General features: G+C 74.9%; 11 protein-coding genes. 8 read left to right on the top strand and 3 right to left on the bottom strand.

Annotated features, from left to right (window positions below; all coding sequences use genetic code 11):
• Positions 1 to 63: 63 nt before the first annotated feature.
• The 3 genes from ACGFH8_RS05495 (at position 64) to ACGFH8_RS05485 (ending at position 2,059) form a co-directional block, all read left to right on the top strand.
• Positions 64 to 489, top strand: coding sequence for a DUF350 domain-containing protein (locus ACGFH8_RS05495; protein WP_393363728.1), 426 nt, complete (start codon positions 64 to 66; stop codon positions 487 to 489).
• 236 nt (positions 490 to 725) lie between these two features.
• A complete protein-coding gene (locus tag ACGFH8_RS05490) occupies positions 726 to 1,418 on the top strand; it encodes a helix-turn-helix transcriptional regulator (RefSeq protein WP_393363725.1) in 693 nt (230 codons plus the stop codon).
• Positions 1,419 to 1,687: 269 nt separating this feature from the next.
• A complete protein-coding gene (locus ACGFH8_RS05485) occupies positions 1,688 to 2,059 on the top strand; it encodes a VOC family protein (protein ID WP_393363722.1) in 372 nt (123 codons plus the stop codon).
• Between the two features lie 194 nt (positions 2,060 to 2,253).
• Here ACGFH8_RS05485 and ACGFH8_RS05480 read toward each other — a convergent pair whose 3' ends face one another.
• The gene (locus ACGFH8_RS05480; RefSeq protein WP_393363720.1) at positions 2,254 to 2,769 is read right to left on the bottom strand and encodes a hypothetical protein; all 516 of its coding nucleotides are present in this window, start codon (positions 2,767 to 2,769) and stop codon (positions 2,254 to 2,256) included.
• A 182-nt stretch (positions 2,770 to 2,951) separates the two neighbouring features.
• On the opposite strand from ACGFH8_RS05480, the gene ACGFH8_RS05475 reads away from it, so the two are divergent.
• Positions 2,952 to 3,848, top strand: a complete 897-nt coding sequence (locus ACGFH8_RS05475; protein WP_393363717.1) for a virginiamycin B lyase — start codon at positions 2,952 to 2,954, stop codon at positions 3,846 to 3,848.
• A gap of 173 nt (positions 3,849 to 4,021) precedes the next feature.
• Here ACGFH8_RS05475 and ACGFH8_RS05470 read toward each other — a convergent pair whose 3' ends face one another.
• A complete protein-coding gene (locus ACGFH8_RS05470) occupies positions 4,022 to 4,942 on the bottom strand; it encodes an LD-carboxypeptidase (protein ID WP_393364537.1) in 921 nt (306 codons plus the stop codon).
• A 179-nt stretch (positions 4,943 to 5,121) separates the two neighbouring features.
• Between ACGFH8_RS05470 and ACGFH8_RS05465 the strand changes: the two genes are divergently transcribed.
• Both ACGFH8_RS05465 and ACGFH8_RS05460 read left to right on the top strand, forming a co-directional pair.
• Positions 5,122 to 5,889, top strand: coding sequence for a type 1 glutamine amidotransferase (locus ACGFH8_RS05465; protein WP_393363714.1), 768 nt, complete (start codon positions 5,122 to 5,124; stop codon positions 5,887 to 5,889).
• Positions 5,889 to 8,927, top strand: coding sequence for a bifunctional [glutamine synthetase] adenylyltransferase/[glutamine synthetase]-adenylyl-L-tyrosine phosphorylase (locus tag ACGFH8_RS05460; protein WP_393363711.1), 3,039 nt, complete (start codon positions 5,889 to 5,891; stop codon positions 8,925 to 8,927). The genes ACGFH8_RS05465 and ACGFH8_RS05460 overlap by 1 nt, the downstream gene beginning before the upstream one ends.
• Positions 8,928 to 8,931: 4 nt before the next feature.
• Here ACGFH8_RS05460 and ACGFH8_RS05455 read toward each other — a convergent pair whose 3' ends face one another.
• Positions 8,932 to 10,584 (bottom strand): hypothetical protein, encoded by a 1,653-nt coding sequence (locus ACGFH8_RS05455; protein WP_393363708.1) that lies wholly within the window; start codon positions 10,582 to 10,584, stop codon positions 8,932 to 8,934.
• Positions 10,585 to 10,628: 44 nt separating this feature from the next.
• Here ACGFH8_RS05455 and mptB (ACGFH8_RS05450) point away from each other — a divergent pair, with 44 nt between their 5' ends.
• Together mptB (ACGFH8_RS05450) and mptB (ACGFH8_RS05445) are read left to right on the top strand one after the other, a co-directional pair.
• The gene (mptB, locus tag ACGFH8_RS05450; RefSeq protein ID WP_393363705.1) at positions 10,629 to 12,029 is read left to right on the top strand and encodes a polyprenol phosphomannose-dependent alpha 1,6 mannosyltransferase MptB; all 1,401 of its coding nucleotides are present in this window, start codon (positions 10,629 to 10,631) and stop codon (positions 12,027 to 12,029) included.
• A gap of 110 nt (positions 12,030 to 12,139) precedes the next feature.
• The gene (mptB, locus tag ACGFH8_RS05445) at positions 12,140 to 13,558 is read left to right on the top strand and encodes a polyprenol phosphomannose-dependent alpha 1,6 mannosyltransferase MptB (protein ID WP_393363702.1); all 1,419 of its coding nucleotides are present in this window, start codon (positions 12,140 to 12,142) and stop codon (positions 13,556 to 13,558) included.
• Positions 13,559 to 13,578: the final 20 nt, after the last annotated feature.

Genomic DNA, 13,578 nt, shown 5'->3' with positions numbered 1-13,578 from the left:
CTGCCGCTATCGTCTCGATCACCGCGCCGGTACCCCTCCGGGCGGAGAGTCGGGAGGCAGTCGGTGCTGGAGGATCTGCTCAGCGGTGCCTGGCAGAGCGTCGTGTTCGGGATCGTGGGCGTCGGGCTGATGGCGGCCGGTTTCGGCCTGGTCGACCTGCTCACCCCCGGGCGGTTGCGGGACCTGATCTGGGTCGACCGCAACGCCAACGCGGGGCTGTTGCTGGCCGCCAACCAGCTCGGCATCGCCGGGATCGTCTTCACCGCGATCCTGACCAGCTACAGCGACTTCGGCAGGGGGCTCGCCTCCACTGTGCTGTTCGGGATTGTCGGCCTGGCCATCATGGCGCTGGCCTTCGTGGTGCTGGACCTGCTCACCCCGGGCAAGCTCGGCGAGGTCATCTGCTCGCCGGAGCCGCACCCGGCGGCCCGGGTCAGCGCCGCCACCCACTTCGGCGCCGCGCTCATCGTCTGCGCCTGCATCGCCTGACGGCGGCTGCCCGCGCCCGTGCTGGCTCGGTGTCGTTGTGCGGGCTCGGTGTCGGCGTGTGGCGCTCGGTGTCGGCGTGCGGGCTCGGCGTCGGCGTGCGGGCTCGGTGTCGTTGTGCGGGCTCGGTGTCGGCGTGCTGGTTCGGCGTCGGCGTCGTTGTGCGGGCTCGGCCTCGGGGTCGGCGTCGTGCGGGCGGTCGCTGCGGGGCGTCGTACCTCGGCCGTAGCGTGCGGGGCATGAACCGTACGGATCGGCTCTACGCGTTGGTCGAGGAGCTGCGGGCGGTGTCGCCACGGCCACGCAGCGCGCGTTGGCTGGCCGTCCGCTTCGAGGTCAGCAGCCGAACCATCGAGCGGGACATCGGCGCGCTCCAGGAGGCTGGCGTGCCGATCTGGGCCGAGCCCGGACGCACCGGCGGCTACGTCCTGGACCGCAGCCGGACCCTGCCGCCGGTCAACCTGACCGCGGCCGAGGCGGTGGCGATGGCCGTCGCGCTACACCGGCTCGACGGCACGCCGTTCGCCGGGCCGGGCGCCACCGCGCTGCGCAAACTGGTGGCGGTGCTGCCGGCCGCCGACGCCGCCGAAGCGCACCGCCTCGCCGGCCGGGTGCATCTCGTCGGCGACGGACCGGCCAGGCCCGTCCCGGCCATCGTCGCCGACGCGGTCGCCGCGCGGCGGGTGCTGCGCATCCGGTACGCCGACCGGGCCGGCGCGGACTCGACGCGCGACGTCGAACCGCTGGGCTACCTCGGCAACCCCCGGCACTGGTACCTGCTCGCCTGGTGCCGGCTCCGCGACGAACTGCGGTGCTTCCGTACCGACCGGATCCGCAGCGTCCAGGCGCTGCCCGACGTGGTGGTCCGGGAGTTCCGCCCGACGGATCTGGACATCCCGCACGAACGGGTCCGCGCGCTGAGCCTGGTCTGAGGCACCCCGAGTGTGCCGGCTCGAGTGCCCCGGCCCTGAGTGCCCCGGCCCTGAGTGTCTCGGCCCCGAGTACCCCGGCCCTGAGTGTCTCGGCCCCGAGCGTCCCGGGCCCGAGCGTCCCGATGGCGAGTGTCCTGGTCGCGGGCGTCCCGGTCGCGAGGAACCCCGTCGGGTGATCCGGAAACACCGACAGGACGGTGTCGCGGAAGACCCCGAGACTGCTCCCGACGGCGGCCGAACGACCGGCACGCGAAACCTGGAGGCAGCAGATGTCAACGACGCCCATCACCTGGTTCGAGATCGGCACCAACCAGCCGGAGGAGGCGGAACGTTTCTACGGAGAGTTGTTCGGTTGGACGTTCGAGGAGCAGGGCTCGGCCGACGGCGGGTCGTACCGCGTGACCGGGGCCGGCGGGGACACCGGCATCGGCGGAGCAATCCGGGCGACCGACGGCACGTCGCCGAACTACGCGGTGTTCTACGCCGAGGTCGCCGACGTGGCGGAGACCTGCCGACGGGCCGAGGCGGCCGGCGGCCGGGTGCTGGTGCCGGTACGGACGGCCCCGAGCGGGCTCACGTTGGCCCACCTGCTCGACCCGGCCGGCAACCACCTGGGCGTGTTCACGCCCCCGCCGGCCTGACGCCCCCGCCGGCGGGGGGCGTGTGCCGGCCCTGGTGCCCGTGCCGGCCTGGTGCCTGTGCCGGCCTGACACCGTGATCGACTCGGTTTTCGTGATTCGGGGGTGTCGGGCGGTCGTGGATACCGCAGGATCACGGGAAGCGAGTGGATCATGCCTGGGGCAGGCCCGATGTGGCCTGGGCCTGCCCCGAAGGACTACGCGCCCGGCGTAGCCGCGGGGGCGCCGGCGCCGCCCGGGCCGCCCGGACCGCCGTGACCGCCCGGACCGGCCGGACCGCCGTGACCGCCTGGACCGCGGTGACCGGCGAGGCCGGGGAAGACGCCGGTCTCGACGGCCTTGGTGATGGAGTCGGCCTGCTCCTGGGTGAGCTTGCCGTCCTTGACCGCCTGGTCCAGCCGTTGCTTGAGCGCGGCCTGCCGATCCTCGGCCGACTTGCGCTGCGGCCGGTCGGCCGGCCGGTGCTGATCGCGGACCTTCTCCAGCGCCGCGGTCACCTTGTCGGTGGGAACGCCCAACTCCTTCGCGAGCGCCTCGGCGAACTCGTTCTGCCTGTCGGCCTTCGCGCCGGGAGCCGGGGCGGTGCTGGCGCTCGGTGTCGGCGTCGGGGTGTCCGCGGCGAAGGCGATGGTCGGGGCCGCGATCCCCACGCCGAGGACGCCGGCGGTCGCCAGGCCGGCCAGCAGATGCTTCCGACTGATGGTGCGGGACATGCTGTCCTCCAGAAGGTCGGTGACGCTGTTGTCATCACCGACAGTGACCAGCCAGCCTGGGCGCAACCCGTGGCGAACCTGTCAGCGGCCTGACAATCCGGGTGGATGGGCGGTCAAATCGGTTGCGTCGTGGCTCGCGGAGCCGCCAGGGTTGGCGGTTCACCGACGGAAGGACGCAACTGGTGTTGAACGTCGAGATTCGGGAGATACCGCTCGTCGAGCCCGGCGCCGGCCCGTACGGCATCACTGCCGGCCCCGACGGCGCGTTGTGGCTGACGCTGGTCCACGGCGGCGGGATCGCCCGACTGGGGGCCGACGGCGCGGTCCGGACCTACCCGCTGGATCCGCCGGGCGGCCGTCCGTTGATCATCACAGCCGGGCCGGACGACGCCCTCTGGTTCACCCGCTCGGGGGACGACCGGATCGGTCGGCTCAGCGTCGACGGCGCGCAGCGCACGATCACCCTGCCGAGCGGCACCGGGCCGGGAGGCATCGCCGCCGGGCCCGATGGCGCACTCTGGTACGCCGGGATGACCTCCGACACGATCGGCCGGCTGGACACCGACGGTACGGTCACCGCGTTTCCGCTGCCGGTGACCGGCGGGTTCGCCTCGATGATCACTGCCGGCGCGGACGACGCTCTCTGGTTCACTCTCCACCAGGCGAACGCGATCGGGCGGATCGACCTCGACGGCAGGGTGACACTGCATCCGTTGCCCACCCCGGACGCCGGCCCGGTCGGCATCACGCTCGGTGGCGACGGCGCCATCTGGTTCGTGGAGATCGCCGCCGGTCAGCTCGGCCGGATCACCCCCGATGGCCGGATCACCGAGCTGCCGCTGCCGGACCGGGCGGCCCGTCCGCACGCGATAGTGGCTGATCCGGCCGGCGGCGCCTGGTTCACCGAGTGGGGCGCCAACCGGATCGGTTACGTCGATCCCACCGGACGGATCGACGGCTTCGCCCTACCCACCCCCGGGGCCGAACCACACGGCATCACGCTCACCGCCGACGGCATCTGGGCCGCCCTGGAAACCGGCGCAGTAGCCCACCTAACCCAAACCCAAACCCCCACCTGAACCCACCCCCACCACCCCCACCCCACCCCCGCCTGAACCCGGCGTTGATCATGACGTTATTGCCACGACACGCCGTGGCGAGCGACTACAACCTCATGATCACCGGGGGAGGCGGCGGGGCCGGGGGAGGCCGGGGGAGGCGGCGGGGAGGGGGCCGGGGGCAGGGCGGGGCGTTACTGGACTGCGGGGGCCACCTTTAGGGTGTTGGTCTTGGTGTTCAGTGTTGCTGTGGTGCCGAACGGGACCGTCAGTTGGCCGTGGCCGTGGCCGATCGGCAGGCCGCCGAGCACCGGCACGCCCAGGTCGCCCAGGCGTTCGGTGAGGACGTCGACGACGGTGGTGTCCCAACCGTCGCCGCAGTCGGTGAACTGCCCGACCGCCACGCCGGCCAACCCGTCCAGGGCGCCCGCCCGACGCAGGTGGGTCAGCATTCGGTCGATCTTGTATGGGGGTTCCTGCACGTCCTCGATCAACAGCACCGCACCGGTCAGGTCGGGCAGGTCCGGGGTGCCGATCGACGCGGCGATCATGCACAGGTTGCCGCCGAGCAGGGTGCCGGTGGCGTGGCCCGGGACGCGTACGTCGAAGGTGTCCTCGGTGGGCACGGCGGTGATCGACACCGGCTCGGTCGTCATCAGCGCCGCGTGCAGGGACTCGGCGGAACGCAGCGGGGTCCGCTCGTCCCGCCAGGCGGCCCCGGGGCCGTGCACCCCGGCGAGCCGGGCGCCCCGCCACAGTGCGAACTGCAACGCGGTGATGTCCGAGAATCCGGCCACCACCTTCGGGTCGCGGCGGACGGCGGCCATGTCGATGGAGTCCACGATCCGCTGGACGCCGTACCCGCCCCGGGTGCAGATCACCCCGCGTATCCGCGGGTCGGCGAACGCCGCGTTCAGGTCGGCGGCGCGCAGGTCGTCGGTGCCGGCGAGGTAGCCGTGGCGGGCGTACGCGTTCGGTGCCGGCACCGGCCGCAGCCCCCAGCCGATGAGCAGTTCCATGCCACGGGCGACCCGCTCCGGCGAGGTCGGCCCGGACGGTGACACCAGCAGCACCGTGTCACCCGGTCGCAGCGCGGGCGGGCGGACGGCGGCCATGTCCTCGTTGATCACAACCGCAGAGCCTAGCGACCCCACCTGATCCGCGGCCGACGCCCGGCGCGCACGTCCCGAGCCACCGCCGAGCATCCCCGCAAACGGACCGCCCCCACGGCCGACAGCCGCACCGCCCGGTGGCGGGGCGTGGCGTCCCGCGGTGCACCGGCTAGCCTCGACGGGTGGCAACCGCGCTGGTGATCGAGAACGACCCGACGGACGACGCGCGCCGGTTGGGTGAGTGGCTGACCGAGGCTGGGCTGGAACTGTCGGTGGTTCGCCCGCACGCCGGCGACGAACTCCCGGCCGACCTGGAGGGGTACGCGGCGCTTGTGGTGCTCGGCGGCGACCAACAGGCGTACCCACTGTCGGACGGCTCCCCCGGGGCACAGTGGTTCCCCGCCGTGGAGGGCCTGCTGCGCAAGGCGGTGCGGTACCGGGTGCCCACACTGGCGGTCTGCCTAGGCGCACAGTTGCTCGCCACCGCGCACGCCGGGCTGGTCGAGCGGAGCCCGTCCGGGCCGGAGATCGGCCCCGCTGTGGTCGGCCGGCGTGACGCCGCCGAGAACGACCCGTTGTTCCGGTACGTGCCGTTGATCCCGGACGTGCTCCAGTGGCACTCCGACGAGATCACCGAGCTGCCCCGGGGCGCCACCCTGCTGGCCGCGTCCACCCGCTACCCGCACCAGGCGTTCCGGCTCGGCGACCGGGCCTGGGGGTTGCAGTTCCACATCGAGTGCGACGCGGCGATGATCGCCGACTGGGCCACCGATTCGGCCCTGCTCGCCGAGCTGGGCTACGACCCGGAGCTGGTGGTGGCGGCCTGCTCCTCGGTGTTGGCCGACGTCGAGGAGGTCTGGCAGCCGTTCGCCGCCCGGTTCGCCGCGCTGGCCCTCGGCGAGTTGGACGACAGCACGGTGCGGCGCGGCCTGCCGCTGCTCGGGCACTGATGAGCCGGCCGACCAGGGCACCGGGCCGGCTCGCCCGGTACGGCTTCGGCACCGCCGAGGGCGACGGCGGCGCGCGCGCCGCGGACCTGCTCGGCCCGGACGGGCTGCGGCTGTGGCAACCGGAGGAGCAGGAGCCGGCCGACGAGGCCGCCGCGGAACTGCTCGCCGCGCTGTCCCGGGCCGCCGACCCGGACCTGGCGCTGCGGCAACTACACCGCATCGTGGAGGCCGAACGCCGCACCAGCGGTGGCAGCGCCGAGGGCCGTACCAGCGCCGAGTCGTCGCTGCTCGCGGAGCTGCACACCGACCCGGGGTTACGGCGGCGGCTGGTCGCGGTGCTCGGCGCGTCGGCGGCGCTCGGCGATCACCTGGTGGCCAACCCCGACCACTGCCTGGCGCTGCGGACCGCCCCGGACGGGCTCGCGCCGATCGCCGAGGGCCGGCTGGAGCCGACCGGAGGCGGCAACGCGGTGGCGGCGCTGCGGACCGCGTACCGGCTGGCACTGCTGCGGATCGCGGCGGCCGACCTGACCGGCGGGCGCGGCCTGGAGCAGACGATGGGCGCGCTGTCGGCGCTTGCCGACGCGACGCTTGCCGCGGCGTACGAGATCGCCGTGACCGAGCTGGCGGAGGGCACCGAGCGGCCCCGGCTCGCGGTCGTGGCGATGGGCAAGTGTGGCGGCGGGGAACTGAACTACGTCTCCGATGTGGACGTCATCTTCGTGGCGGCCGAGGACGCCGACCTGCCGGCGGCGACCCTGGTGGCGACCCGGCTGATCCACATCTGCGGGCTCGTGGCCTGGCCGGTGGACGCCGCGCTGCGCCCGGAGGGCAACCGGGGTCCGCTGGTGCGAACCCTGGCCAGCCACCTGGCCTACTACCGCCGGTGGGCGCGCACCTGGGAGTTCCAGGCGCTGCTCAAGGCCCGCCCGGCCGCCGGTGACGTGCCGGTGGCCCAGGAGTGGATCGACCAGCTCGCGCCGCTCGTGTGGCGGGCGGCCGAACGGCCCGAGGCGGTCGAGGACGTCCGCGCCATGCGGCGCCGGATCATCGACCACATCCCGCCGAAGGAGCTGGAACGCGAGATCAAGCGTGGTCCTGGCGGGCTGCGCGACATCGAGTTCGCCGTCCAGTTGCTGCAACTGGTGCACGGCCGCGTCGACGAGACGCTGCGCGAACCCGGGACCATCCCGGCGTTGCGGGCGCTCGTCGCTGGCGGCTACGTCGGTCGGGCCGACGGCGAGGCGCTGCTGCGCGGCTACCGCTTCCTGCGCAGCGTCGAGCACCGGCTCCAACTCCAGGCCCTGCGGCGTACGCACACCGTCCCGAGCGAGCCGGGCGCGTTGCGCTGGCTCGCCGGCGCGCTGGGTTTCACGGCCACGCCGGGGCGCAGCGCCGTGGAGAGCTTCCGGGCCGAGTGGGTCACCCACGCCGCCGAGGTACGCCGACTGCACGCCAAACTGCTCTACCGGCCGCTGCTGGAGTCGGTGGCCCGGGTGCCGGCCGACGGGTTGCGACTCACCCCGGAGGCGGCCCGGCACCGGCTGGAGATCCTCGGCTTCGCCGACCCGGCCGGGGCGCTGCGCCACCTGGAGGCGCTCACCGGCGGGGTGAGTCGCACGGCGGCCATCCAGCGGACACTGCTGCCGGTGCTGCTCAGCGAGTTCGCCGACGCGCCGGAGCCGGACCGGGGGCTGCTCAACTACCGCAAGGTGTCCGACAAGCTGGGCAGCACCCCCTGGTATCTGCGGCTGCTGCGTGACGGCGGCCCGGTGGCCCGGCGGTTGGCCCGGGTCCTGGCCCTGTCCCGGTACGTCGCCGATCTGCTCGCCCGCGACCCGGAGGCGCTGCGGCTGCTGGCCGAGGAGAACGAGCTGGCGCCCCGTCCGCCCGAGGTGCTCCGGGAGGGGTTCCTCGCGGCGGCGGCCCGGCACACCGACCCGGTCGAGGCGACCCGCGCGGTGCGGGCGCTGCGTCGTCGGGAACTGGTCCGGGTGGCCTGCGCGGACGTGCTCTGCCGGGCCGGCGCGCTCGCACCCGCCCCGAGTCGGCCGGACGGCGCGAACCGGCCCGCCCGCGGGCTTGTCGACATCACCGAGGTCGGCACGGCGCTCGCCGACGTCACCGACGCCACGTTGGCCGCCGCGCTGCGCGCCGCCCGGGCGAGCCAGCCGGCCCCGGAGGGTCTGCGGTTCGCCGTGATCGGCGTGGGGCGGCTCGGCGGGTACGAGTCGAACTACCTCTCCGACGCCGACGTGCTCTTCGTCTACGACCCGCCCGCCGGGGCCAGCGAGAGCGCCGCCAGCGCCGCGGCGCACGCGATCGCCGAGGAACTGCGGCGGCTGCTCGGCGTACCCGCCTCGGACCCGCCGCTCGGCGTCGACGCCGACCTGCGCCCCGAGGGGCGGCAGGGCCCGCTGGTACGCAGTCTCGCCGCGTACGCGCAGTACTACGCCCGCTGGTCGCGGGTGTGGGAGGCGCAGGCCCTGCTGCGGGCCCGGTTCGTCTGCGGCGACGCCGACCTGGGCGCCGAGTTCGAGACGATGATCGACCCGGTGCGGTACCCGGCCGGTGGGCTGACCCGTGAGCAGGTCGTCGAGATCCGCCGGATCAAGGCCCGGGTGGAGACCGAGCGGCTGCCGCGCGGCGCCGACCCGGCCACCCACACCAAGCTGGGCCGGGGCGGGCTCGCCGACGTGGAGTGGGCGGTGCAGCTCGTCCAGCTCCGGCACGCGGGCGCGGTCCCGTCGCTGCGCGACACGCGTACCCTCGATGCCCTCGCGGCCGCCGAGCGGGCCGGCCTGATCGACCCGGCGGACGCCGCCGAGATGGCCGCCGGGTGGTCCCTGGCCGCGCAGGTCCGCAACGCGTTGATGCTGGTCCGGGGCCGGGCCGGCGACCAGCTACCCCGGCACGGGGTGGAGCTGGCCGGGGTGGTCCGGCTGCTCGGGCGCGACGACCCGGGGGAGTTCCTCGACGAGTACCTGCGCACCGGCCGCCGCTCCCGCGCCGCCGCGCAGCGCGTGCTGGAGGCGTAGCGCGTCAGCTACCGAGGGTGTACTCGCCGGGGCCCGGCACGGTGACAGTGGTCCAGTCCCCGTCGGCGCTGACCGTGGCGTCGCCGGACGCGACGAGCCACCGGCTGTGCCGGACCCGGACCGCCACCGGGCCGGCGGCCGGGGCCCGGAAGGTCACCGCCGCGCCGTCGGCGCGGATCACCTCGGCGGGTACGGCGACAAGCGGCGTCGGGTCGACCACCGCCCAGACCCGCCAGTGTGACCCGGACCAGACAGGCGTCAAATAGGGCAGGCCGCCCTCGACAAGCTCCGCCTCGGCCCGCCCCACCCAGGACAGCGGGGCGTCCGGCAGCGCCACGTACTGCACGGCGTTCTCCGCCAGCCAGGCCCGGTAGCTGGCCGGGGTCAGCGCTACGCCGGTGCCGGCCGCGCCGGGCACCGTGGAGAAGAACAGCGGGTTGCGGTCGATGTCGGCCTGCCGCAGCCAACCCCGGGCCAACGGCACCTCACCGAGCCGGGCCGCCTCCCAGTAGTTGCGGGTCGGCGGCACCTCGACCCGGCCGGTGAGCCGCTGGCCGGCCAGGAACGCGCGCAGCGGCGCGTGGTAACCCGGCGCGCTCGTCGGGTCGCCGATGCCGCGCAGGTCGGCGGGGACCGCCGGCGGCTGCCAGACGCAGACTGCCACCAGCAGCGCGGTCAGACCCACCGCGCCGCGCAGCCGAGCCCATCGCGACCGCCCCGCCGCCGCGGCGCGCGCCGCGACGGCGCTGGTCGGGGTAGCGCTCCCCGGGGTCGCGTGCTCGGCCGAGCGGCGGGCCAGCCGGTCGGACAGCCAGGCGGGCGGGCGGGCTGCGGCGGCCAGCACCGGCAACGCGAACATCGTCACCAGTCGGGTCGCGTTCAACCCCACAGGCGTGTGCACCACGGCGGCGGCGAGCACCCCGGCCGCGGAGAGCAGCGCACCGAAGCGCACCGGCCGGTACGCCACCAGCGCCGCCACCACCAGGCTGGTCACCACCGCGCGCACCGCGTCGGTGCGGCTGATGTTCATCCAGCCGCCGTCACCGAAGAGCAGCGCCGTCGCGGCCAGCGGCACCGCCGCCGCGACACCGAGCGCCAGGCCGTCGGCGTACCGGCGGCCCAGCAGCAGCGCGACCCCCGCCAGGCCGACGAACAGGCCGGCCACCGGGCTGGTCGCCGAGGCCAGCAGCGCGCCGAGCGCGGCGAGCCCGAGCCGCACCCGCCCTCGTCCGGCTCGGCGAGTCAGCACGAGCAGCGCGGCCAGCCCGAACGCCACGCCCAGGGCGTAGGTGACCCGGCCGGAGACCAGGTTGCCGGCCAGCGTGACCACCCCGACCAGGCTGCCCAGCAGCGGTCGGGGCACCTCGGTGCGGACCAGCAGCGCGGCCAGCGCGGCGGCCGACGCCACGAGCGCGAGCGCACCTGTCACCCGTACGCCGAGCAGGGCCATCACGGGCTGGGAGAGCAGGCTGTAGCCGAACTGCTGCACCCCGGCGTACCAGCGCAGGTCGACAGGTGTGGGGCCGTGGGCCGCGAAGAAGTCCGCCCGAGCCACCTGCGCGGCGAGGTCCGACCCCATCAGCGGCAGGGCCAGCCAGAGTGCGCCGAGCACGACCGCGGAAGCGGTGGTCACCGCCACCACCCGACTGCGCCGCATGCCCACCTCCGTACCGCGACCACCGTACTGGCAGCATGTCCGGCGTGCCTCACCACCTCGCGCGTTGGACCGGACTGGCGGGATCGGCATTGCTCGCCGTCGCCGCGTTCCTCGGCGGCGCCCTGCCCGGCTCCCCCCTGCGCGCCAACCCGCTCAGCATCTGGCAGGGCCCGCACGGGCCGCTGGTCCTCGCCGCCTGGCTGGTCGGCACCGCGTTGCTGGCCTACGCCTGGTGGGCGCTGCGCGACTCGGTGCCGTCGACCCGCTGGGCGTTGACCACCGTCGGGCTCTGGCTGCTGCCGCTGCTCGTCGCACCGCCGCTGGCCAGCCGGGACGTGTACGCGTACGCCTGCCAGGGCGCCAGCTACGCCGCCGGGATCAACCCGTACGAGCAGGGCGTGTCCGCACTGCCGTGCCCCTGGCTGGACAGCATCTCGTTCATCTGGCGGGACACGCCCGCGCCGTACGGGCCGCTGTTCGTGGTGCTCTCCGGCGCGGTGGTGAAGGCCACCGGCTCGCTGACCGGCGCGATCGTGGTGTTCCGGCTGATCGCGGTGGCCGGGGTGGCGTTGACCGCGGTCAGCCTGCCGGTGCTGGCGCGACGCGTCGGCGTACCCGCCGAACGGGCGATCTGGCTCGCGCTGGGCTGCCCCCTGGTCGCCGTGCACCTGGTCTCCGGCGCGCACAACGACGCCCTGATGGTCGGCCTGCTGGTCGCCGGGCTGGCGGTGATCGCCTCCCGGCCGGGCCGCCCCGGCCCGCTGCTCGGCGGCGGAGCGCTGCTCGGACTGGCCGCCGCGATCAAGGTGACCGCGCTCGTCGTGGTGCCGTTCGCGGCGCTGGCCGCGATCGTCGGCGGGTACTCGATCCGGGCTCTACTCCGGCACGGCGGGTGGGTGGTCGGCGGCGCGGTCGCCGCCGTGGGCGGGGTGACAGTCGCGGCGGGGCTCGACTTCGGCTGGGTCGCCGGGCTGGCCAGCGGCAGCGACGTGATCGCCTGGACGTCGCCGTCCACCGCGATCGGCCAGACCGTCGGCTACCTGGCGGTGCCGTTCGGCGGGCACATCGACGCGCTCCCGGTCACCAGAGGGATCGGCGTGGCGGTGCTGGCGCTGCTGCTGGTCTGGCTCTGGTGGCGGGCCCGCACCCGGGAGCCGCTGTGGCACGCCGCGGTGGCGCTGGCCGCCACCGTCGCCCTCGCGCCGATCTTCCACCCCTGGTACTGGATCTGGCCCCTCGCGGTGCTCGCGGCCACCGCCCGACGGACCGGATGGTTCATCGTCGTCGCGCTCGTCGCGTCGTTCCTGGTGCTGCCCGACGGCACCGGCCTGCCCCGGTTCACCAAGACGGTCGGGGCGCCGCTGATGACGCTGTTGGTGATCGCCCTGGTCATTCGGTTGGTACGGTCGGCTCGGGCGGCCCGTCAGCCGGTCGTCGCCGACTGAGGGAAGGTGCGCCGGTGACCGCTCCCGGCCCGCCGCCGTCCGGTCCGCCGCCGTCCGGTCCGTCGGCTTCTGGTCCGCGGCCTTCTGGACCGCCGGCATCTGGTCCGTGGGTGGCACGCCTGGCCCGATACGCGGGACTGGTCGGCGCGGTCCTGCTCGCCGTCGCCGGGTACCTCGGTGGGGCACTGCCCGACGCCCCGCTGGGCGCGACACCGGAGTCGATCTGGCGAGCCCCGGGCGGGCCGGCGACGCTCACCTGCTGGCTGGTCGGCACCGGGCTGCTGGTCGCGGCGTGGTGGTCGTTGCGCGGGGGAGCGCCGTCGACCCGGTGGGCGTACGGCACCGCCGGGCTGTGGGCGCTGCCGCTGCTCGTCGCGCCGCCGCTGGGCAGCCGGGACGTCTACTCGTACGCCTGCCAGGGCTGGACGTACGCGCAGGGCGTCGACCCGTACGCCGTTCCGGTGGCGGCGGCGGGCTGCCCGTGGCTGGACGCGGTGGCACCGATCTGGCGGGACACCCCGGCACCGTACGGGCCGGTGTTCGTGCTGCTCGCCGCGCTCGCGGTGACCCTGGGCGGCGGGCTCACCGGGACCATCGTCGCGCTGCGGTTGTGCGCCGTGGCGGGGTTGCTGCTGGCCGCGCTCTGCCTGCCCGGCTTGGCGCGCGCGGCCGGTGTGCCGGCCCGGCGGGCGGCCTGGCTGGCGCTGGCCGGCCCGCTGGTCGGGGTGCACCTGGTGGCCGGGGCGCACAACGACGCGGTGATGCTGGGCCTGCTGCTGTCCGGACTCCTGATCGTGGTCCGCCGGCCGGGTCGGTCGTCGTCGTTGCTGGTGGCCGGGGTGCTGCTCGGGCTGGCGGTGACGGTGAAGGCGAGCGCAGTGGTCGTGCTGCCGTTCGCCGCCCTGGCGGCGGTGCGGGGCCGCCACACCGTCCGGGCGCTGCTGCGCGACGGCGGCTGGCTGGCGGGCGGGGTGCTCGCGGCGCTGCTGGTCACGTCGGCGCTCTCCGGTCTCGGGCTGGGCTGGGTCGGCGGGCTGACCCGCAGCGGGGACTCCGAGCAGTGGACGTCGCCGCCCACCGCCGTCGGCCTGGTGGTGGACTACGCCGGCGCGTTGGCCGGGCGGGACCCGCAGGCGGTGCCGGTGGTCCGGGCGGTGGCGCTGCTGCTGCTCGCCGGAGTACTCGTGGTGCTGTGGTGGCGAGCCTGGCGGGCCCTGCGGGCCTCGGCTGATCCGGCCTTGGCCCGCCCCCGGATCGCGCTGCACGGCGCGGCGTCGGCACTGGTCGCCACCGTGGTCCTGTCCCCGGTCTTCCACAGCTGGTACGCGACCTGGCCACTGGCGCTGCTCGCGCTCTCCGCCACCCGGACCTCGTGGTTCGTGCTGCCGGCCGCCGCAGCGGCCTTCCTCGCCCTGCCCGATGGCACCAACCTGGCCCGCTTCACCAAGGCCCCCGGCGCGATAGCGATGACCGCCCTGCTCGTGACCGTCCTCCTGTACACCCTGCGCCGGCGCTGCCGACCGCGTTGATCATGAGGTTAGCGGCCCTG

Origin of the sequence: Micromonospora sp. NPDC049175 (genome assembly GCF_043197345.1) — a bacterium.
GTDB lineage: Bacteria > Actinomycetota > Actinomycetes > Mycobacteriales > Micromonosporaceae > Micromonospora.
This window is presented reverse-complemented; position numbering and strand designations above follow the sequence as displayed.

Excerpts from the sequence above, each read along its gene's own strand:
- ACGFH8_RS05480 (WP_393363720.1), bottom strand. The coding sequence starts at position 2,769 with ATGTCCCGCACCATCAGTCGGAAGCATCTGCTGGCCGGCCTGGCGACC.
- ACGFH8_RS05455 (WP_393363708.1), bottom strand. The coding sequence starts at position 10,584 with ATGCGGCGCAGTCGGGTGGTGGCGGTGACCACCGCTTCCGCGGTCGTG.
- ACGFH8_RS05460 (WP_393363711.1), top strand. The coding sequence starts at position 5,889 with ATGAGCCGGCCGACCAGGGCACCGGGCCGGCTCGCCCGGTACGGCTTC.
- ACGFH8_RS05490 (WP_393363725.1), top strand. The coding sequence starts at position 726 with ATGAACCGTACGGATCGGCTCTACGCGTTGGTCGAGGAGCTGCGGGCG.
- ACGFH8_RS05485 (WP_393363722.1), top strand. The coding sequence starts at position 1,688 with ATGTCAACGACGCCCATCACCTGGTTCGAGATCGGCACCAACCAGCCG.
- ACGFH8_RS05470 (WP_393364537.1), bottom strand. The coding sequence starts at position 4,942 with ATGGCCGCCGTCCGCCCGCCCGCGCTGCGACCGGGTGACACGGTGCTG.